This window comes from Pseudoalteromonas sp. T1lg10 (assembly GCF_002964545.1).
Taxonomy (GTDB): Bacteria; Pseudomonadota; Gammaproteobacteria; order Enterobacterales; family Alteromonadaceae; genus Pseudoalteromonas.
Genome location: NZ_PQBV01000037.1, coordinates 121,525 through 141,889 on the forward strand (window position 1 = coordinate 121,525; position 20,365 = coordinate 141,889).

Genomic DNA, 20,365 nt, shown 5'->3' on the forward strand with positions numbered 1-20,365 from the left:
CATGAACCCCCAACCAAATCGCGCTCAGCAACTCCAGCTGCGCGCCTTTTTAAAGGAATTTACCCGCCCCCATAACCGCCCTTTGCTGCTAAGCATATTTTTGGGCTTTAGCAGTGGCGTGTTGATGATCATCAGTTGCTATGTGCTGGCGCAGTTGTGCCATAAGGTGATGTTTGCCGGGCAAGACTTAACCGAGCAGACACAAGCCCTGTACTTGCTGGCGGGATTAGGTCTGCTGCGGGCGCTCTTGATAGGAGCCAGTCGCGCCATGGCTGAGCGCAGTGCACTCAATATCAAACTGGCGATGCGTGAAGCCCTGTGGAAAGCCCTGGTCAAACAGCAAGAAAACGGCTCAGCGAACCGCCCGGCATCGGAGTGGGTACTCACCCTCAACCAGGGTGTTGAAGCTCTGCACGATTACTTCGCCAAATACCTGCCGGCGGTAGCCTATGCTGGGCTTATTCCCTTTGCCATTATCGCCGTGGTATTTCCCATCGACTGGAAGTCCGGGCTTATTTTTCTTATTACCGCGCCGCTTATTCCATTTTTTATGATCCTCATTGGCTCTAAGGCGCAAGCGCTGAATGAGCGAAATTGGCAAAGCCTACAGTATATGGGGCAGTTCTTTTTTGACCGCCTAAACGGCCTGACTCAATTAAAACTATTTAACAGCGCCCAGAGCCAGGTTAAGCGCGTTGAGCAGATGGCGGATCAGTTTCGTATATCGACTCTGTCGGTATTACGTATCGCCTTTATTTCCACCCTGGCGCTGGAATTTTTAGCCACCATCAGCATTGCCCTGGTGGCCGTGATCATCGGCTTTCGTTTGTATTTCGGCACCCTGGATTTTGCCACGGGTTTTGTGGTGCTCTTGTTGGCACCTGAGTTTTATCTGCCACTGCGTCAGTTGGGGCAGCATTACCATGCCAAGCTCAAGGGTCTGGCCAGCGCCGACTCCATGCTGGCGCTTTTGAGCACACAAGAGCTGCAGCAAGCTCCCCTGCCAAAAAATACGCGGAATAAGGCCAAGCTAGAATCTATCACCAAGTTAGAAGTGCAGGATTTATCTCTGCGCCTCGATGAGGGCGCCAATGCGGTGCTAAAAAATATCAGCTTTAGCACCGAAGCTAACGGCATACTCGCCCTGGTAGGCCAAAGCGGCGCCGGCAAATCCACCCTGATGGACTGCTTGATGGGCTTATATCCGCAAGCAAACTCGGCCATACGCATCAATGGCATACCGTTAACGGATATCGATATTGCCAGCTATCAACAGCGCATTGCCTGGGTCGCACAAACACCGACCTTATTCAGTGGCAGCCTGGCCGAGAATATCGCCCTTGGCAGCGAGTCTATCAACCTTGAGGCTATACGCGCGCTTTGCAAAGAGCTGGATTTGGACGCCTTTATCATGGCTCTGCCCCATCAGTACGATACAAAAATCGGCGAATTGGGCCAGGGCCTATCCGGCGGGCAGATACAACGTCTGGCCCTGGCCAGAGCCTTATTGCGCCGACCGGATATGATCTTTTTAGACGAGCCCACGGCTGCGCTCGATAAGCTTAGCGAACAAAAGGTGCAGGCCTGTCTTGAGCGCATCAGCCAAAATACTCAGGTGGTGATCATTGCCCATAGACTCAATACCTTGAGCCAAGCTAATCAGGTCCTGGTACTTAAACAGGGTGAGCTGATAGAGCAAGGCAGCTATAGCGAGCTTGCCGCCGATACTCATTCTCAGCTTGGCAGCATGCTTAAGGCGCCGGAGGTGGTTTATGGCTAATTGGCGCTTTCTTATTTCCCTCATTCGCCCCCACCTTGGCTGGGCGCTGTTAGGTCTATTTTTGGCTTTTCTTGCCCTGGCCGCCAATATTACCCTGCTGGCCGTTTCCGCCTGGTTTTTAGCGGCCATGGCCGCCGCGGGTTTACAAGGGGTGACCATGAACTACTTCACCCCGGCGGGCATTATTCGCTTCCTGGCCATTGTTCGTACCGCCAGCGGCTACGCCCAGCGCCTAGTCAATCACAACACCACCTTTTTAATACTTAAAACCCTGCGGGTGCGCATTTTCGCTGCCCTCACCCAGGCCCCCTTGCAGAGCTTTACCAGTGTAGGGCAACGCCTGTCACAGTTGCAGGAAGACGTTGAACAACTCGATGAATTCTATATCGGCGTTCTGGTACCCCTGTTATTGGCTATTATGGCCTTACCCTTAATTGCCTGGGTACTCGGCAGCTACAGCCCTGTGCTGATGCTGGTGACCCTTGCGGCCTTGCTCATTACCGGAGTCATCTTGCCCGCCTGGCTTAGTCGTAATCTAAAAGGAGTCGGCAAACGCACACAGGATGCGCAAAGCAAGTTAAGTGAACGCCTAGTAGAGGGAGCGCGCGGCTTAAAAGAGCTGCATTTGGCAGGCGCCGCACAACAGTATTGGCAAGATCTGGATAAGGCGCAGCAAGCGCTGGCCAAAGAGCAACAAAAGGCACATCGCTGGTTTGCCACCCATCAGGGGCTGTCACTGCTTATCAGCCAGCTGACGATCGTCCTGGCGCTGTTTACGCTGATCCCCTTGGTAAATAACGGCCAGTTGGCACAGGTTGAGCTGGCCATGCTGGTGCTCTTAGTATTAGCTGCCTTTGAGTCCGTGTTAATGCTGCCCGATGCCATGCTAAAACTGGAGCTCACCTTGGCCAGCGCCGGGCGCATTCGCGCCCAACTAGCCGAAGTGGATAAAACGCCAACACAGGTGCAACAAGGAAAAGCGCACGCCGAGCTTATCTTCTCCCTCGACCGAGTTTGCTTTGCCTCCCCAAATCAGCCCCCTGTTTTTCAATCCTTGTCCCTGGACATAAAGCGAGGTGAGAAGCTGGCCATAGTAGGCAGAAGCGGCGCCGGCAAGTCCACCTTGCTTGGTCTGCTAACGGCGCAGCTCCAGCGACAACAGGGAACGTTTTTGGCGTTTGATACTCAAGTAGAGATGCTCGACCCCGCTTGGCTTAATCAAGAGTTGGGCGTGCTGAATCAATTCAGCCACACCTTTAGCGCCACCATTAAAGAAAACCTGCTTCTTGCCAAGGAAGATGCCACTGATGATGAAATCTGGTCGGCGCTCGAACAGGCGCAACTAGCGGCCACGGTAAAGCAAATGACTAAGCACCTGGACACCCAAGTAGGGGCCACCGGACGCCAGCTGTCCGCCGGCGAAGCCAGACGTTTGCACCTGGCGCAACTATTTTTGCGCGACCCACAAGTGCTGATATTGGATGAACCCACCCGCGGCCTGGACGGTGATAATCAAAGCAAGGTCTTTGATGCGATCTTAACCCTGACACAAAACAAAACCCTGGTCATAAGCACTCATGAAACTTCACTGCTGAGTCATATGGATAAGGTGCTGTGGATGGACGAAGGCCAGATAAAAGCTGTGGCTAGCCACAAGGAGCTATATCAGCAGTATGAGGAGTATCGTGCCATCAGCCAGTTGCTTAACTAGCGAAACAGCCGCAATCACATTTACACAGGCATAAAAAAAGCGCTAACCGGGTTTACCAACCGAGTTAGCGCTTTTTCATATATTTCTGCTCTGCTAGTTTGCAGCTCTTATACTAACGAATAATGCCGCGCGTAGAGCTGTTAACCAAGTCGATCATAGGCTGAATGGCTGGGAAGTTAGCCACTTCCTCTTGCAGCTGTGCCAGTGCTTCATCGGCCTTCAATCCCTTACGGAACAAGGTCTTATAAGCACGGCGCAGGGCCATGATTTCGTCAGATTCAAAACCGCGACGCTTCAAGCCTTCGGTATTGATAGCCACCGGGCGCGCAGGCGTGCCGATTGTAGTCACATACGGTGGCACATCCTGGTTTACTCCCGAGTACATGCCGATAAAGGCATGAGCCCCCACTTTACAGAACTGATGCACGCCTGAGTTACCCGCTAGGATCACCCAGTCACCTATGTGCACGTGGCCCGCGACACTGGCGTTATTGGCAAAAATAACGTTGTCGCCAATCACTGCGTCATGCGCAACATGGGTATAGGCCATAAACAGGTTATTGCTGCCGATCTTGGTGATACCCTGATCCTGAATGGTGCCACGGTGAATGGTGGCGCATTCGCGAATAATATTGTTATCACCTATGATAAGCTGCGTTGGTTCATCCTTGTATTTTTTATCCTGGCACGCCTCGCCTACCGATGCGAATTGAAAGATGTGGTTGTTTTTGCCGATTTTAGACGGCCCTTTTACTACCACATGAGATTCAATAATAGTACCTGCACCGATTTCAACGTCATTGCCTATATAGCTATAAGCGCCAACTTGAACATCATCAGCAAGTTTTGCACCGGGTTCGATAATTGCGGTCGGATGGATCACGATTAAAACTCTCTTCTTGCACACATTAGTTCGGCGCTGCACACGACTTTATCGTCAACGCGTGCTTCGCCGTAGAATTTCCACATATTGCGGCGCTCTTTTAAGAACTTTACATGCAAGTGCATGGTATCGCCAGGTAAGACCGGCTGCTTAAAGCGCGCATTGTCGATGGCTGCAAACAAGTATAGCTCGTTCTCACCACGATTTTCTGTGGTTTTAAAACCCAATAGACCTGTCGCCTGGGCCATGGCTTCAAGGATCATCACGCCTGGGAAAATTGGCTGCTCAGGAAAGTGACCGGTAAAGATCGGCTCATTGATGGTCACATTTTTGATTGCATGCAGGCTTTCACCCGGGGTGTAATCTAACACCTTGTCCACCAACAGCATCGGATAACGGTGCGGTAGTAAACTCATTATCTCTTGAATATCTAAGCTATTTAACTGATTAGCCAACTTCTTTTCCTTAAAACAAAGTTATTCTTGTGACTTAAGCTCGGCCTCAATGGCCTTGATACGCTTATTCATGTCACCAATATTGCGCAGGTGCGCTATGGTACGACGCCACTCTTTATTCTTGCTGTGCGGCAAGCCCGAGGAGTAAATACCCGGCTCGTTGATGCCACTGGTAACCATATTCATACCGGTTAGCACCACCTTATCGCAGATCTCTACATGACCTGTGATGGCACTGAGACCACCTATCTGGCAATAACGACCTATTTTGGTACTCCCCGCCACCACGGTACAGCCGGCAATGGCGGTGCCTTCGCAAATTTCCACATTGTGGGCAATTTGACACTGGTTATCGATAATCACGTTATCGTGGATAATAGTGTCGTCGATAGCGCCCCGATCTATGGTGGTACTGGCGCCAATCTCAACGCGGTCGCCGATTATAACAGATCCGACCTGAGGGATCTTCACCCATTGGCCACGCTCATTGGCATAACCAAAGCCATCGGCACCAATCACAGTATTGGCTTGCACTAAGCAGTGTTCGCCCAACTGCACCTGATGGTAAACAGTGACGTTATTCCATAGCTTGGTATGGGCACCGATTTGCGCATCTTTGCCGATAAAACAATGGGAACCAATTTGCGCATGCTCGCCAATCACTGCGCCGGCTTCAATCACCACGAGTGGGCCGATATTGGCGCTGGCGCTGACCTTGGCATCCGGGCTAATCACCGCACTGGGATGAATACCCTGAGCCGCAGCCGGCGTGCTGTCGAGCAGCTGCGCCAACTTAGCATAGGCCACATAAGGGTCCTGGCAAATCAGTTTGTTGCCGGCGAAGTGCTCGGCATCGGCGGCACTGAGGATCACAGCACCGGCTTTCGTATCGGCCAACTGGCTACGATACTTTTTATTCGCTAAAAAACTAATATGCGCCGCAGTTGCTTTTCCAAGCGTCTGTATGCCAACAACTTCAAGGGTGCCGTCACCAATAAGCTCGGCCCCTAGGTGTTTGGCGATGTCAGCTAAGCTTTTTGCCATCATTACTTCTTACTTACGCGCTCAACCACTTTTTCTGACAGGTCAGTCACTTCTTTAGGGTTGAAGTAGATAGTACCGTCTTTAACCTTCACTTCGTCGAAATCACCGTCTTTGGCAATTTCTTCAATAGCCGTAATAATGGTTTTCTGTAGCTTGGCCAACTCTTGGTTTTGACGTTGCTTGATTTCTTGCTCTAGTGGACGACCTTTTTCGGCAAACTGTTTTTGCATGCCGTTGATCTTGTCGCCTAGGGCTTTTTTCTGATCTTCGCTCATGGTTGGCGCTTCACGCTGAAACTTTTCCATTTCAAAACGAATATCACCCTGCAGCTTTTCAAGTTCTTGACGGCGCTCAGAGAATTCACTTTTTAATGCATTGTCGATAGCCGCGGTTTGTGGTACCTGAGCGTAGATGGTTTGCATATCAACGATACCAACCTTATGCGCCAAAGCCTGTACCGAAGTACCCATGGTTAGCGTCGCTAATACTACTAATGCTGTGTTTTTAAATAGTTTGTTCACAGAAAACTCCTTAGAAAGTGTTACTAATGTTAAAGCTAAATGTTTTGGTCTTATCATCTTCTTCTTCTTGCAATGGATAAGCAAAACTAATTAGCATGGGCCCCATAGGCGAGATCCACTGGATTGAAATACCAGTTGAAACCCTGAAACGACCTGGATCGGAAAAGTCATCCAAGCGCGCACGCTCATCGGGCTGAAGGTTTTGATAACGGTCAACGTTAAACTCAGTATCCCATACGTTGGCCGCATCGACAAAGAAACTGGTACGAACGGAACTGCTGTTCTCGTCGTCTAAAAACGGTGTTGGTACTATCATTTCGATACCTGCCACCGCCTTGGCGTTACCACCGATACGACCGGCAAGTTGCAGCGTATCAAACTCCTCGGCACCACCAATGTTGCCGGTAGGCGTACCATCCGGCAAGGTCGTACCTGGAATATCCTGAGGAGTCCTTATCACCGCTTGCGGCAAGATGGTGTTACGGTCAAAGCCGCGTAATTCCTGCTCGGTAATACGGAAGAACTCCTGCACAGGCAGAACCTGGTCATAGCCGTTGGTTTCGCCATAACCATTACCATACCCCAGCGCCGCACGAGCCGAGAAAACCCAGCGATGGTCATCGCTCACCGGCCAGTAATAACGTGAGTTATAGTTGATCTTAAAATAAGTCAGATCTGAGTTCGGTGTGGTCGCTGTCAAGTTTAGCGACTGACGAGATCCCTCTGTTGGGAACATACCACGGTTAACTGTCACACGAGACCAACCAGCGCTTAGCTCGTACTTAGTGAACTCAAAACCGGCATCCGGATTTTCTGGGTCCAGGAAGGTTTCACGCAGTACACGCGTTTGTTCATATTCAGCCAAATCCGACAGTTCTTCTTCTATCCAACGCACACCAAAGTTCAAACGGTTAACTGCGTTGATAGGGAAACCAATATTGGTACCAGACCATAGCTCTTCGATTTATAGTCGATCAGGCTAAATTCGCCGGCATCATAGTTACGATAGAAGATGCTCGAGCCCTGAGATACGCCATCCGGCGTAAAGTAAGGGTCGGTATAAGACAGGCTGACGCTTTCTGAACCACGCGAGGTGTTGATATTAAAGGCCACCTGGTTACCAGAGCCAAGGAAGTTTGACTCACTCACACCAATGTTAAACTGCAGGCCGTAGTAGGAACCATAAGCCATACCCGCGGTAAAACTGCCGGCGGATTGCTCTTTTACGGTAAAGCCAACATCGACTTCATCATCTGCGCCAGGCACTGGCTTAACATCAAACTCCACGCTTTCCATATAGGGCAAACGTTGAATTTGTAATTTTGAGCGCTCCAGGTTCTGGTTTGATAGCCAGCTACCTTCAAGCTGAGTCATCTCACGGCGAATAACCTCATCGGCGGTACTTTGGTTACCTGAGATATCGATACGACGTACATAAACACGTTTGCCCGGGTCAACGGACAACACCAGTTGTACTTCTTTGGTTTCGTCGTCGATTTCCGGAATGGTGCGTACCACGGCATTGGCATAACCAAAACGCGACAGGTAGCTCTTAATAAATTCTTCTGACGAAGTCACCACAGAGCCATTGTAAAGCTCGCCGCTGCGCAACGGGATCACGCTACGAATTAAATCTTCTCGGCCAAGTAGATCACCGATAAAGTCAAAGCCTTTGACCATGTACTGCTCGCCTTCGGTGAGGTTAGCGGTCACATACACGGACTCACGCTCAGGACTTACCGAAACTTGTGTTGAGTCGATATTAAAGCGCAAATAACCACGGTCGAGGTAATAACTGCGAATTTTCTCTAAATCGCCCTCTATGGTCTGCTTCTGGTAACGGTCTGATGACATAAAGCGCCACCAAGGTAAGTCCTGTTGCGATTCCACCAGGGCCAGCAGCTCTTCATCCGGGAACAGCTCGTTACCGACGATATTGATTTGACGAATTGAGGCGGCATCACCCTCATCAAAATTGAGTTTAAGACGCACTCGGTTGCGCGGCAGACGAATGACCTCAACGTCAATCTTGGCGTTGTATTTACCGATACTGTGGAAGAATTCAATTAAACCCTTTTCCACATTATCCAAAACCGTTCTATCTAATGGTTCACCGGTACGGATATCTTGCTGATCTAGGCTCTCGGTCAGCTGCTCGTCTTTAATATCCTTGTTGCCATCAAATTCAATAGCACTGATGGTAGGTCGCTCGGTAACCTTAAACACGATTTTATCGCCATCGCGGTACACTTCGATATCATCGAAATGGCCAGATTTATACAGGGATTTAATGGTTTTCGATACCGTATAGGTATCAATTTGGTCACCCACGTTAATGGGGATATGGGTCAGCGCGGCGCCTAAAGCTACTCGCTGCAGACCTTCAACTTTTAAATCTTCTACGATAAAGGATTCTTGGCCCAGGGCGGCGAAACTGGCCCCTAATAAACTCGTTACTGCCAAATGTTTTTTTATAGCCATTTTATTATCTTTGTCCTTTACTACAGTGTCTTCACCCAAACGCACTATTAGAGTTCGTTTTGCGCACGGCTGTTTTGGTTTGGGCCATCGGCTGCGTTTAATACAGCCATCTTATCATTGCTGTTTGGCTTACACAGCAGTTTCTTTATGCATCCGGCTCAGTTTTTACCCATAAAACAACCAAGCCGGCAGTAACCTCAAGTTACAAGCGCGCAATATCGTTTAACAAAGCAAACGCAGTAAGCGCCAATAATAAGGTTGCACCAATGCGAAAACCAATTTCTTGTGTCTTTTCAGAGACTGGCTTTTTACGAATAAGTTCAATTATGTAATACATTAGATGACCACCGTCGAGCACCGGCAGAGGCAATAAATTAAATACCCCTAGGCTCACACTGATCAGCGCTAAGAAACTTAAAAACGCGACGAAACCGTAGCTTACGCTAGTTCCTGCCCCAACCGCAATGCCTAAGGGGCCACTGATATTTTTAATCGATACCTGACCTGTGATCAGGTTGGCAATCATTTCAAAGCTCAGGCTGACCATTTGCCAGGTTTTAGTCACCCCAAGGCCAATGGCCGTAATCGGATTGTAACTGCGGGTCACAATTGCATCTTCAGGCCAAGGTTCTACCACAGCACCACGCCAAGATAACCGCGACTCAAACCATCTTCCATAGGCTTATTCGCTGGGGTCACTGTCACATCCATGCCGCTTTTGTCGCGAATGATATGAAACTTCAGCGGCTGCTCCGCAGAGCGCTCGATTTGTTGTACCAAGGCCGGCCAGGACTTAATCAGCTTGTCCTCAACACTGACCAAGAGATCCCCTTCTTGTAAACCGGCTCTTTGCGCCGGAGAATCCGGAGCCACCATGGCCAAGGTTAAGGTTGCATCGGGACGAAACGGCACTATACCAATAGATGCCAGCGGCGACTGGTCGCGCTGTTGCAGGCTCCAGTCCTCAAGATCCAGCACCTTAATGCTTTGCATACCCGATGGCGCTTGTATTTTCACATTAACGCTTTCATCACCCAGGTGCTGCATTAATGCCAGAGTTACTTCCTGCCAATCCTGAGTTTGCTGGCTACCCACCTCAATAAGCTGGTCGCCTTCTTTTAAACCCGCAACCTGAGCACGGCTTTGTGTGCCGACATCGCCAATAATAGGCTTCACTGATTGCACGCCTATGACATACATCAGACTCAGGGCGAAAATAGCGAATAAGAAATTGGCCAAAGGCCCGGCACTAACGATGGCAATGCGGGCATAAACGGATTTGGCATTAAATGACAGATGACGCTCATGCTCGGCGACCTTATCGACGCGCTCGTCGAGCATTTTTACATAGCCACCAAGGGGGATCATGGCCACCACATATTCGGTGCCTAATTTATCGTACCAACGCAGCAGTGGCTTACCAAAGCCGATGGAAAAGCGCAGCACCTTAACGCCGGCCTTGCGAGCCACCCAGAAGTGGCCGTATTCGTGCACTGTGACTAGGATACCCAAGGCAAGGATAAAGGAGCCCAGGTGCCACAAAAATTCAAACATTAGTTTGCCCTACTCTTAATTTGCTGCTGTGCCACGCGTCTTGCGTCGCCATCGCACTGCAAAATTCCCTGTAAACATTCATCATATTGGGTCGACATGGCCGCCAGGGTATCGGCATTGACCGCATAAATATCGGTAAAGCGAATATGCCCGGCTAAAAATGCCGCCACAGCTTCTTCGTTTGCGGCGTTAATTATGGTGGTCGCACTTTGCCCCGCTTTACAAGCCTCTATGGCAAGGCGCAGGTTCGGGTAGCGATTAAAATCCGGGGCATGGAAGCTGAAGTCTTTCATGGTGCTAAAGTCCAGGGACGCCACACCGGCATTAATACGCTGCGGGTAAGCCAAGGCGTGGGCTATGGGCGTGCGCATATCCGGTTGCCCCATTTGCGCGAGCACAGAACCATCGCTGTACTGCACCATGGAATGGATCATACTCTGCGGGTGGATCACCACTTCGATATCGTCGGCGCTGGCATTAAAGAGCCACTTGGCTTCGATAAATTCCAAACCCTTGTTCATCATGGTCGCAGAATCGACTGAGATTTTCTGGCCCATGGACCAATTTGGGTGTGCGACCGCTTCGGCAACGGAAATATCGGCAAAGGTGTCCAGGGCGCGTTCACGAAACGGGCCACCCGAGCCGGTTAATAAAATTTTAGTCACCCCATGGGCCGTCAAGGTGGCGTCATGGTGGCCTTGAATGGCCTCGGGCATACATTGGAAGATGGCGTTATGTTCGCTGTCGATAGGCAATAAGGTGGCGCCGTGGTGGCGTACCTTATCCATAAATAATTGCCCCGACATGACCAGAGATTCTTTATTCGCCAACATCACTACCTTGGCCGCTTCAATGGCGTACAAGGTTGGAATAAGCCCGGCGGCCCCTACTATGGCGGACATCACCATATCAACGTCGCTGTGTTGACAGAGCATGGCCATATCCTGCTCATAGTCCACGACCTGGGTGGCACTTCCAAGCGCATTTAGGCGCTCGGCCAGCTGCTTGTTTGCATCAGCGCAGGAAAGGGTCGCAAATTGCGGCTTATGCACAACACAGTCGCTCACCATTTGCTCAAGGTTACGTCCGGCGACCAGGGCAAAGACCGAATATTGCTCTTGATTGCGGGCAATCACATCCAGGGTACTTTGGCCGATAGAGCCGGTAGAGCCTAAAATGGTGACGCTTTTGCTGCTCATAGAGTCATGGTCCAGGCGTAAAACACCACAAAAATAGGTGCCGCTGCGGTCAGGCTGTCGATTCTGTCAAGAATACCGCCATGGCCGGGTAAGCACTTACCACTGTCCTTCATGCCTGCCTGACGCTTAAACATGCTTTCCAACAGATCGCCCACCGCAGAAAAGGCAGCAACAATCACTGCCATCAGTGCATAAGGCGCCCACATACCAGGCTCGATATCTTTAAAATAACAAAATACCAAGACGAAGATGGCAGCGCTTAGCAGGCCGCCGACAAAGCCTTCGATGGTTTTATTTGGGCTCACCTTGGGCATCAATTTGTGTTTGCCAAAGTTTTTACCACAGAAATAGGCGCCGATATCGGCACACCAGACAATACCTAATACCGCCAGGATCAAGTAGGAACCAAACTGGCTCGACTCGTCATAGTTGGCGCTGCGCAGCACACATAACGCCAGCCACAAAGGTGCCAGGGTTAATATTCCGGAAATGCCACGCATTAAATAACCTTGCGACCAGGCATCACTGAATTTAGGGTAACGTACCACCAAAATGGTGGCGACAATCCACCAGGCCAGCGCCAAAGTGAAAACATAATTGATATCCGGCAGCATTTGCCCTTGCTGCCACAGTGCGGTGATCGGCCAATGCCATTGCATCAGAGCCACCAGCACACCGACCAAGGCCACATAGATAAGCCTTTTGCCGCGATTACAAATTCCCATTAACGCCGACCATTCGTAGGCGCCTAATAATACGATGCCGCCGGCACAGTAACTAAACCAATCCAGAGGGGCTAAAAACACTAATGCAAGGGCCAGTGGCGCCAGCACCAATGACGTGATAATTCGTTGTTTAAGCAAGTCTTATACCTTCAACTTAGGGCTGAGCGTGTGAGAGTAATTGTTTTATTTGTTCGCCGGTACATCCGAACCGACGTTCTCTCGATACATAGCAGGCAATGGCCTCTGCAAACACCGACTCATTAAAGTCGGGCCATAGCGTAGGCGTAAAATAAAGCTCAGCATATGCCGCCTGCCAAAGCAGGAAGTTACTGATGCGCAGGTCACCGCCGGTGCGTATCAATAAATCCAGTTCACTTTGTTCATTAAGACTAATATGCTTTGCCAGCGAGTGCTCGTCAACGTCATCCGCTGTTATTTCACCTGCCGATACCTTAAGCGCCAACTGTTTAGCGGCCTGGGCGATATCCCAACGACCACCATAGTTTGCGGCAATATTTAGCCGTAAACCGCTGTTATTGGCGGTTAACGCTTCAGCTGCAGCTATCTTCTCTTGTAGCTTTGTGGAAAAGCGACCTAGGTCGCCGATAATGGATAATTTAACGTTATTTTTATGCAGTTTTTTCACCTCGCGGCCAAGAACCATTAAAAACAGTTCCATCAGCGTGGTGACCTCTTCTTCCGGACGTCGCCAGTTCTCACTGCTAAAGGCAAATAAGGTGAGCGACTCTATGCCCAATTTGGAGCAAAATTTCACTGCTTCTCTAACCGCATCAACCCCTTTTTTATGGCCGTACACCCGCGGGTGACCCTGAGCCTGCGCCCAACGACCATTGCCGTCCATGATAATTGCCACATGTTTGGGCAATAATTGCTGCGAAATTTGTTCTGCGTCTAAAGCCATGTAACTCAAATTATCCACAAAAAAACGCCGCCTAGTATACCCTAGACGGCGTTACAAACCTAATGGCAATTTATGAGCAAATTGCTCATATTTAGCACATTTAGAATTCCATCAATTCTTCTTCTTTGGCGCTCAGCTGTGCGTCCATTTCCTTGATGTACTTGTCTGTTAGCTTTTGGATAGCATCTTCGCCTTGGCGTGCTTCGTCTTCAGAGATATCTTTATCTTTTAATAGTGTTTTGATATCACCGTTAGCATCACGACGGATGTTACGCACCGCTACACGACCGCTTTCAACTTCACCACGTACGATCTTGATAAGGTCTTTACGACGTTCTTCCGTTAGTGGAGGAAGGGGAACGCGAATTACCGTGCCCGCTGACGATGGGTTTAGACCCAGATCAGAAGTCATAATGGCCTTTTCAACCGCTTGCGCTAAAGAGCGGTCGAATACGCTGATCGCCAGCGTACGCGCGTCTTCGATAGTTACGTTAGCAACTTGGTTTAGCGGCGTATCAGCACCGTAATAAGAAACGGTGATACCGTCTAGCAATGCCGGGTGAGCACGGCCGGTACGGATTTTAGATAGTTGGCTGCCAAGTGCGGCTACACTTTTTTGCATGCGCTCTTGCGCACTTTTTTGAATGTCGTTTATCACGCTAGTATCCTACTTATTTTGTCTCACTAGAGGCTTCAGAAGAAATCAAGGTTCCCTCTTCTTCACCCATGATCACGCGCTTAAGCGCACCAGGTTTATTCATATTAAAGACACTGATTGGCATATTGTGGTCGCGCGCCAGGGTAAAGGCGGCCAAGTCCATCACTTTCAGTTCTTTTTCAATTACTTCATTATAGGCAAGATGACGATAAAGAGTGGCTTCTGGGTTTTTCACCGGATCATCACTGAACACACCGTCTACCTTAGTGGCTTTAATTACGGTGTCGGCTTCGATTTCGATACCGCGTAAACAGGCCGCGGAATCTGTGGTAAAGAATGGGTTACCTGTACCGGCAGAGAAGATCACTACACGGCCCGACTTCAACAAGCTGATCGCCTCAGCCCAGTTGTAAGCATCACATACGCCATTTAGAGGAATGGCAGACATTAAGCGCGCATTTACAAAGGCGCGGTGCAAGGCATCACGCATTGCCAGGCCATTCATAACCGTAGCCAGCATACCCATGTGGTCGCCAACAACACGGTTCATACCCGCTTCCGCCAACGAACCGCCACGCAGGAAGTTACCGCCACCGATAACCAAACCCACTTCTACGTCGAGCTCTACCAACTCTTTAATTTCTTGTGCCATGCGGTCAAGCACTTTAGGGTCGATGCCGAAGCCCTCTTCGCCCATTAAGGCTTCACCACTTAGTTTGAGTAGAACACGTCTAAAAATAGGTTTGCGATTAGTATTCATATTTTCCTGGCCAATAACGAATTGAGATAAAAAATAACCGCGCCTATGTGGGTACATAAGAGCGCGGTTATTCTAATTAATTTTGCTGGGCGACGCAAAAGCAAATCATGGCTTTTGCTCACTTAAGGCCGCCGTTTCCTTCACTAAATGCAAAGAGACACGGGACTGATAAAAGGTTCGCCACAGCATGCTTATACAAGCTTAAAGAAATTACTCGCCTTTAGCAGCAGCGATTTGCGCAGCTACTTCAGCAGCGAAGTCTTCTTCTTTCTTCTCGATACCTTCACCTACTTCTAGGCGAACGAAAGCAGATACTGATGCGCCACGCTCTTTAAGCATTTCGCCAACAGTTTGCTTAGGTTCCATGATGAAAGCTTGACCAGTTAGAGAGATCTCGCCAGTGAACTTCTTCATGCGGCCAACAACCATCTTCTCAGCGATTTCGGCTGGCTTGCCTTCGTTCATTGCGATTTCTACTTGAACTGCTTTTTCTTTTTCAACTACGTCTGCAGGTACGTCTTCTGGGTTTACGAACTCAGGCTTAGACGCAGCAACGTGCATGGCAACGTGCTTAAGAGTTTCTTCTTCAGCTTCACCAACAACAACAACACCGATACGGTCGCCGTGACGGTAAGAAGCTAGCTTAGCACCATCGATGTACTCAACGCGACGTACGTTGATGTTTTCACCGATTTTAGCAACTAGAGCAACACGCGTTTCTTCGAACTGAGCTTGAAGAGCGGCGATGTCTGCTTTTGATTCAACAGCAGCGTCAAGTACCTGGTTAGCGAAGCCAAGGAAGTTTGCATCTTTAGCAACGAAGTCAGTTTGACAGTTAACTTCAAGAAGCGCAGCGAAGCCGTTGCCTTCTTTGATAAGGATTGTACCTTCGGCAGCGATGTTACCCGCTTTTTTAGCAGCTTTAGCAGCACCGCTCTTACGCATGTTCTCGATCGCTAGATCGATGTCACCGTTAGTTTCAGTTAGTGCTTTTTTACAATCCATCATGCCAGCGCCAGTGCGCTCGCGTAATTCTTTAACTAGGGCAGCAGTTACAGCCATGGGAGTTTCCTCAAATCAATGTTTAGAGCAAGTGACGATGCGTCACTTTGAATTAAGAATATCAAGTCTTCACCACTTTAGGATGAAGACTTGATGACAAGCGAGTCGCGATTACTCAGCGGCTACGAAATCGTCTTTTTCAGCTTGAACGGCGATGTTGCTTTCACGGCCTTCAATAACAGCAGTAGCAACTGCGTTAGTGTAAAGCTGGATTGCACGGATCGCGTCGTCGTTACCAGGAACGATGTAGTCAACGCCATCTGGGTTAGAGTTAGTATCAACGATAGATACTACTGGAATGCCCAGGTTGTTCGCTTCTTTGATAGCAATGTGCTCGTGATCAGCATCGATAACGAATAGTGCGTCAGGAAGACCGCCCATATCCTTGATACCGCCAAGGCTCTTTTCAAGCTTAGCCATTTCACGAGTAAGCATTAGCGCTTCTTTCTTAGTTAGCTTCTCAAACGTACCGTCTTGGCTTTGAGTTTCAAGATCTTTAAGACGCTTGATTGACTGGCGAACAGTTTTCCAGTTAGTAAGCATACCACCTAACCAACGGTGGTTTACGTAGAACTGGTCACATTTAACTGCCGCTTCTTTTACTGCTTCGCTTGCAGCGCGCTTAGTACCAACGAAAAGTACTTTACCTTTGTTAGATGCAGCGTTCTGGATGAAGTTAAGTGCATCGTTGAACATAGGTACAGTTTGCTCAAGGTTGATGATATGAACCTTGTTACGCGCACCGAAGATGAACGGCTTCATCTTAGGATTCCAGTAACGAGCCTGGTGACCGAAGTGTACACCCGCCTTAAGCATGTCGCGCATTGAAACGTTTGCCATTGTATTTTCCTCTATAATTTTGGGTTAAGCCTCCACATATCCCATAGCACCAACACCGCGGAAAGTTTCGTAAAATCATTCCTAAGTGCACCCAAGTGTATGTGTCGATATGTGTGTGTGTTAATATTAAATGGTTATGTCTTCGTTACAGACAAACCACTCGCAGTAAGTTTAATTTTACCGGCGGTGATTTTATTTGTAAAAAGACGGCGCGCTTTATACCATATTAGCGACCAAGACTCAAATTTTTGTGCACTATTTGTGCGCAGCAAATATCTTTAAAAACCGAATTGGAGCATCAATGACTGCAGTGATCAAAACCCCGGAAGAAATCGAAAAAATGCGCGTTGCGGGCCGTTTGGCCGCCGAGGTACTGGAAATGATCGGCCCTTATGTAAAGCCTGGGGTGACCACTGATGAGCTCAACACCATTTGTCACGACTACATAGTGAACGAGCAAGATGCGATTCCTGCGCCGCTAAACTACCACGGTTTCCCTAAGTCCATCTGTACCTCGGTGAACCATGTTATTTGTCACGGTATTCCTAACGACAAGCCGCTTAAAGAAGGCGATATCATCAATATCGATGTAACCGTGATCAAAGACGGTTATCACGGCGACACTTCCAAGATGTTCCATGTCGGCCAGCCAACGATTCAAGGCAAGCGCCTGTGTGAAGTGACCCAAGAAAGCCTCTATCTGGCCATTAAAATGGTTAAGCCGGGTGCACGTTTGGGCGATATCGGTGCTGCTATCCAAAAATATGCCGAAGGCTTTAGCTACTCCATAGTGCGCGAATACTGTGGTCACGGCATAGGCAAAGACTTCCACGAAGAGCCGCAGGTGATGCACTATGGCCGTCCGGGCACGGGCGAGACCTTAAAAGCCGGCATGTGTTTAACCATAGAGCCCATGGTGAACGCCGGTAAGCGCCAGTGTAAACTGCTTAAAGACGAGTGGACGGTTATCACCAAGGACCGTAGCCTGTCGGCGCAGTGGGAGCACACCCTGCTGGTTACCGACAACGGCGTTGAAGTGTTAACGCTGCGCAGCGATGAAGATCTGCCGCGAGTGATTGAGCACAGTTAACGAACCCGGTTAATAAGCAAGGATAACTAAGTGGCCCTACCGAATAAGTTAAAAGACCTGCTTGAGCAGGCGAACAAATTGGATGAATACAAGGCCTGTAGCCAATACTTTTATAAATGGCTCGGCAATCAATTTGATAAACAACCGGTAGGCTCGCTTATCCGCGCCCGCGCCGAATACATAGACCGCTTACTGATCAAGCTGTTTCACAGCTGCGATCTGGCCCATGAACCGGAGCTCGCTTTGGTTGCGGTCGGCGGTTATGGTCGCGGCGAATTACATCCCTATTCCGATATCGACTTTCTGCTTTTAGTACGCAACGACCCGGCCCCTGAGCTGTGCGAAAAAATCGGCCAATTCGTCACCCTGTTGTGGGACTTGAATCTTGAAATTGGCCACAGCGTACGTACCCGTGAGCAAGTTATTGAGCAAAAGAAAGAAGATGTCAGCTTCGCCACCAGTTTGCTGGAAAGCCGCCTTATCTTTGGTAACCATATCGAGTTTGAAAAGCTCAAAGAGCATATTTTGCAAACACCGGTATGGGGCTCAGACGACTTCTTTATCGCCAAGCGCCAGGAGCAAGACCTGCGCCATCGCAAATGTCATGGCACCGCTTATAACCTGGAACCCAATATCAAGGAAAACCCCGGTGGCTTGCGCGATTTGCAAACCATTATCTGGGTGGCGAAAAAACACTTTCAGGCCGAAGCTCTTGAAGAGCTGATCAACCACGGTTACCTCACCCACGAGGAATACCAAGAGTTGCTCGAGTGTTTGGAGAACCTTTGGAATATTCGCTTTGCCTTGCATTTAGCCGCCGGGCGCAACGAAAACCGCCTGTTGTTCGACCATCAGCCCCATGCCGCCGAGATTTTAGGTTTCGGCAGCGACGGTAAGGCCTCGGTCGAGCGTATGATGAAACGCTTGTTCCGCATTATGAGCCGGGTGCGCGAGCTCAACCAAATGCTGCTGGCTTATTTTGAGCAAAGTATTTTACCGGATCAGCGCCAATTGCCCGTGGTCGAGCTCGACCGTAACTTTGAGCGCATTGGTCACCAAATTCGGGTAAAAAACCCTTCGGTATTTTTCCGCCGCGACCAGCTTTTAGCGCTGTTCGAGCATATTGCCGATCACCCGGAGATCACCCATATCTACCCCAGTACCATACGCACCATGCGTCAGGTACGCCGTCGTTTACTCGGTGATTTACAGGACTACGCAGCTTGTCGCGACGCCTTAATGCGTTTGGTCAAGCACCCCAATGGCATGGGCCGCGCCTTTACCCTGATGCATAAGCACGGTATTTTAGCGGCCTACTTGCCACAGTGGCGTAATATATTTGGGCAGATGCAGTTTGATCTCTTCCACGCTTATACGGTGGACGAGCACACCCATAGACTGATCAACAATATCTACCAATACGGCGATAAAACCCGTATCAGCGATTTCCCCATTTGCAGTGAAATCGTCACCCGCATGGATAAGCCGGAGCTCCTGTATCTGGCGGCAATTTTCCACGATATCGCCAAAGGGCGCGGTGGCGATCACTCCGAACTCGGTGCCGTGGATGCCCTTGCCTTTGCACGCTTACATCAGTTGCCCACTTCCGATGGCAGGTTGATTGCCTGGCTGGTTGAAAATCATCTATTGATGTCGGTTACGGCGCAGCGTAAAGACATTAACGATCCGGATGTGATCAATGAATTTGCCGGCAAGGTTAAAAATGAGCGCCAGCTCGATTACCTCTATTGTTTAACCGTGGCGGATATTCGCGCCACCAACGACAATTTGTGGAACGATTGGAAAAACACCCTGCTGCGCGAACTCTACCTGCATACCCAAAGGGCACTGCGTTTAGGTTTGGAAAACCCCATGGATATGCGCGACCAAATTCGCGATAAAAAACAGCAGGCTAAGCAAAGGTTAATCAACCTGGGTTATGATGAGGGGCAGATTGACCTGCTCTGGAGTCGCTTTAAGGCCAATTATTTTACCGCCTTTAGTGAGCAGCAGATTTCCTGGCATTGTGAGCACTTGCTAAGCTCCGAGGACCTGTCTCAGCCCAGTGTTACCGTCTCCCCAGAACCGATGCACGGCGGCACCCAGGTCTTTGCCTACAGCCCTTACAGTGCCGCGCTATTTGCGCGTCTGGTCAGTGTTATCGGCTCGAAGAAAGCGCAAATTCAACATGCCCAGGTGATGACCACCAAAGACGGCTATGTGATATTCAGCTTTGTGATTTTAGAGGTTAATGGCGAGCCATTAAGCACAGGGCGAGGCACAAGTATAAAACGGGCGCTGGAGCTCTTTATGCTCGATCCCAAGAAGAAGATCCGCATTAAAAAGAGTCGTTCACAGCGCTTTAAAGACTTTAATATTAAGCCCAAGATAATATTACGACCTCATGCCCATGCGGATCGCAGTCTAATAGAAATTCAGGCGGTGGATATTCCTGGATTATTGACCAAAATAGCCCAGGTATTTCAACGTCACCAACTGCATATTCATGCCGCCCGCATCACCACTGTGGGCGAGCGTGCGGAAGACTTTTTCGTCGTTTCCAACAACGACTACAAGGCCTTGACGGATGAAGAGCAAGTTAAGATCCATCAAGCACTTAGGAAGAAACTAAACGCCGACAATGAAGCAACAACCGCTTAGTCGGCGCACTAACGAGGAT

15 protein-coding genes and 2 pseudogenes are annotated in these 20,365 nt (G+C 49.4%); 4 read left to right on the forward strand and 13 right to left on the reverse strand.

The annotated features are described in order from the left end of the window. The first annotated feature begins 1 nt into the window (after position 1). Both cydD and cydC read left to right on the forward strand, forming a co-directional pair. The gene (cydD, locus tag C2M17_RS09280; RefSeq protein WP_105200524.1) at positions 2-1,780 is read left to right on the forward strand and encodes a thiol reductant ABC exporter subunit CydD; all 1,779 of its coding nucleotides are present in this window, start codon (positions 2-4) and stop codon (positions 1,778-1,780) included. Next, a complete protein-coding gene (gene cydC, locus C2M17_RS09285) occupies positions 1,773-3,491 on the forward strand; it encodes a thiol reductant ABC exporter subunit CydC (RefSeq protein WP_105200525.1) in 1,719 nt (572 codons plus the stop codon). Before cydD ends, cydC begins: the two co-directional genes overlap by 8 nt. 112 nt (positions 3,492-3,603) lie before the next feature. Here the strand turns inward: cydC and lpxA are convergent, their stop codons facing one another. From lpxA to rpsB, 13 genes and pseudogenes are all read right to left on the reverse strand, one after another. After that, a complete protein-coding gene (gene lpxA, locus C2M17_RS09290; protein WP_105200526.1) occupies positions 3,604-4,374 on the reverse strand; it encodes an acyl-ACP--UDP-N-acetylglucosamine O-acyltransferase in 771 nt (256 codons plus the stop codon). Between the two features lie 2 nt (positions 4,375-4,376). Beyond that, positions 4,377-4,829 (reverse strand): 3-hydroxyacyl-ACP dehydratase FabZ, encoded by a 453-nt coding sequence (gene fabZ / locus C2M17_RS09295; RefSeq protein ID WP_105200527.1) that lies wholly within the window; start codon positions 4,827-4,829, stop codon positions 4,377-4,379. A 21-nt stretch (positions 4,830-4,850) separates the two neighbouring features. Next, positions 4,851-5,876, reverse strand: coding sequence for a UDP-3-O-(3-hydroxymyristoyl)glucosamine N-acyltransferase (gene lpxD, locus C2M17_RS09300; RefSeq protein ID WP_105200528.1), 1,026 nt, complete (start codon positions 5,874-5,876; stop codon positions 4,851-4,853). Beyond that, positions 5,876-6,394 (reverse strand): OmpH family outer membrane protein, encoded by a 519-nt coding sequence (locus C2M17_RS09305; protein WP_105200529.1) that lies wholly within the window; start codon positions 6,392-6,394, stop codon positions 5,876-5,878. Before C2M17_RS09305 ends, lpxD begins: the two co-directional genes overlap by 1 nt. A 10-nt stretch (positions 6,395-6,404) precedes the next feature. Next, a pseudogene (gene bamA / locus C2M17_RS09310) lies at positions 6,405-8,875 on the reverse strand (outer membrane protein assembly factor BamA). 202 nt (positions 8,876-9,077) lie between these two features. Then, positions 9,078-10,429, reverse strand: a pseudogene (rseP, locus tag C2M17_RS09315) (sigma E protease regulator RseP). Beyond that, entirely contained in the window at positions 10,429-11,628 is a 1,200-nt protein-coding gene (gene ispC, locus C2M17_RS09320) for a 1-deoxy-D-xylulose-5-phosphate reductoisomerase (RefSeq protein WP_105200530.1), read from the reverse strand. Before ispC ends, rseP begins: the two are co-directional and overlap by 1 nt. Beyond that, a complete protein-coding gene (locus C2M17_RS09325) occupies positions 11,625-12,491 on the reverse strand; it encodes a phosphatidate cytidylyltransferase (protein WP_105200531.1) in 867 nt (288 codons plus the stop codon). The genes ispC and C2M17_RS09325 overlap by 4 nt, the downstream gene beginning before the upstream one ends. Before the next feature lie 16 nt (positions 12,492-12,507). Further along, positions 12,508-13,275: a polyprenyl diphosphate synthase gene (gene uppS, locus C2M17_RS09330; RefSeq protein WP_442792518.1), complete on the reverse strand. Its 768-nt coding sequence runs from the start codon at positions 13,273-13,275 to the stop codon at positions 12,508-12,510. Between the two features lie 100 nt (positions 13,276-13,375). After that, the gene (frr, locus tag C2M17_RS09335) at positions 13,376-13,933 is read right to left on the reverse strand and encodes a ribosome recycling factor (RefSeq protein WP_105200533.1); all 558 of its coding nucleotides are present in this window, start codon (positions 13,931-13,933) and stop codon (positions 13,376-13,378) included. 13 nt (positions 13,934-13,946) lie between these two features. Further along, positions 13,947-14,693 (reverse strand): UMP kinase, encoded by a 747-nt coding sequence (gene pyrH, locus C2M17_RS09340; protein WP_105200845.1) that lies wholly within the window; start codon positions 14,691-14,693, stop codon positions 13,947-13,949. 210 nt (positions 14,694-14,903) lie between these two features. Next, a complete protein-coding gene (tsf, locus tag C2M17_RS09345) occupies positions 14,904-15,755 on the reverse strand; it encodes a translation elongation factor Ts (RefSeq protein WP_105200534.1) in 852 nt (283 codons plus the stop codon). Positions 15,756-15,866: 111 nt separating this feature from the next. Continuing rightward, the gene (rpsB, locus tag C2M17_RS09350; RefSeq protein ID WP_105200535.1) at positions 15,867-16,595 is read right to left on the reverse strand and encodes a 30S ribosomal protein S2; all 729 of its coding nucleotides are present in this window, start codon (positions 16,593-16,595) and stop codon (positions 15,867-15,869) included. Positions 16,596-16,896: 301 nt separating this feature from the next. Here rpsB and map point away from each other — a divergent pair, with 301 nt between their 5' ends. Both map and glnD read left to right on the forward strand, forming a co-directional pair. Further along, the gene (gene map, locus C2M17_RS09355) at positions 16,897-17,685 is read left to right on the forward strand and encodes a type I methionyl aminopeptidase (protein ID WP_105200536.1); all 789 of its coding nucleotides are present in this window, start codon (positions 16,897-16,899) and stop codon (positions 17,683-17,685) included. A gap of 30 nt (positions 17,686-17,715) precedes the next feature. Beyond that, complete coding sequence (gene glnD / locus C2M17_RS09360) at positions 17,716-20,346, forward strand: [protein-PII] uridylyltransferase (RefSeq protein WP_105200537.1); 2,631 nt, start codon at positions 17,716-17,718, stop codon at positions 20,344-20,346. Positions 20,347-20,365 lie beyond the last annotated feature (19 nt).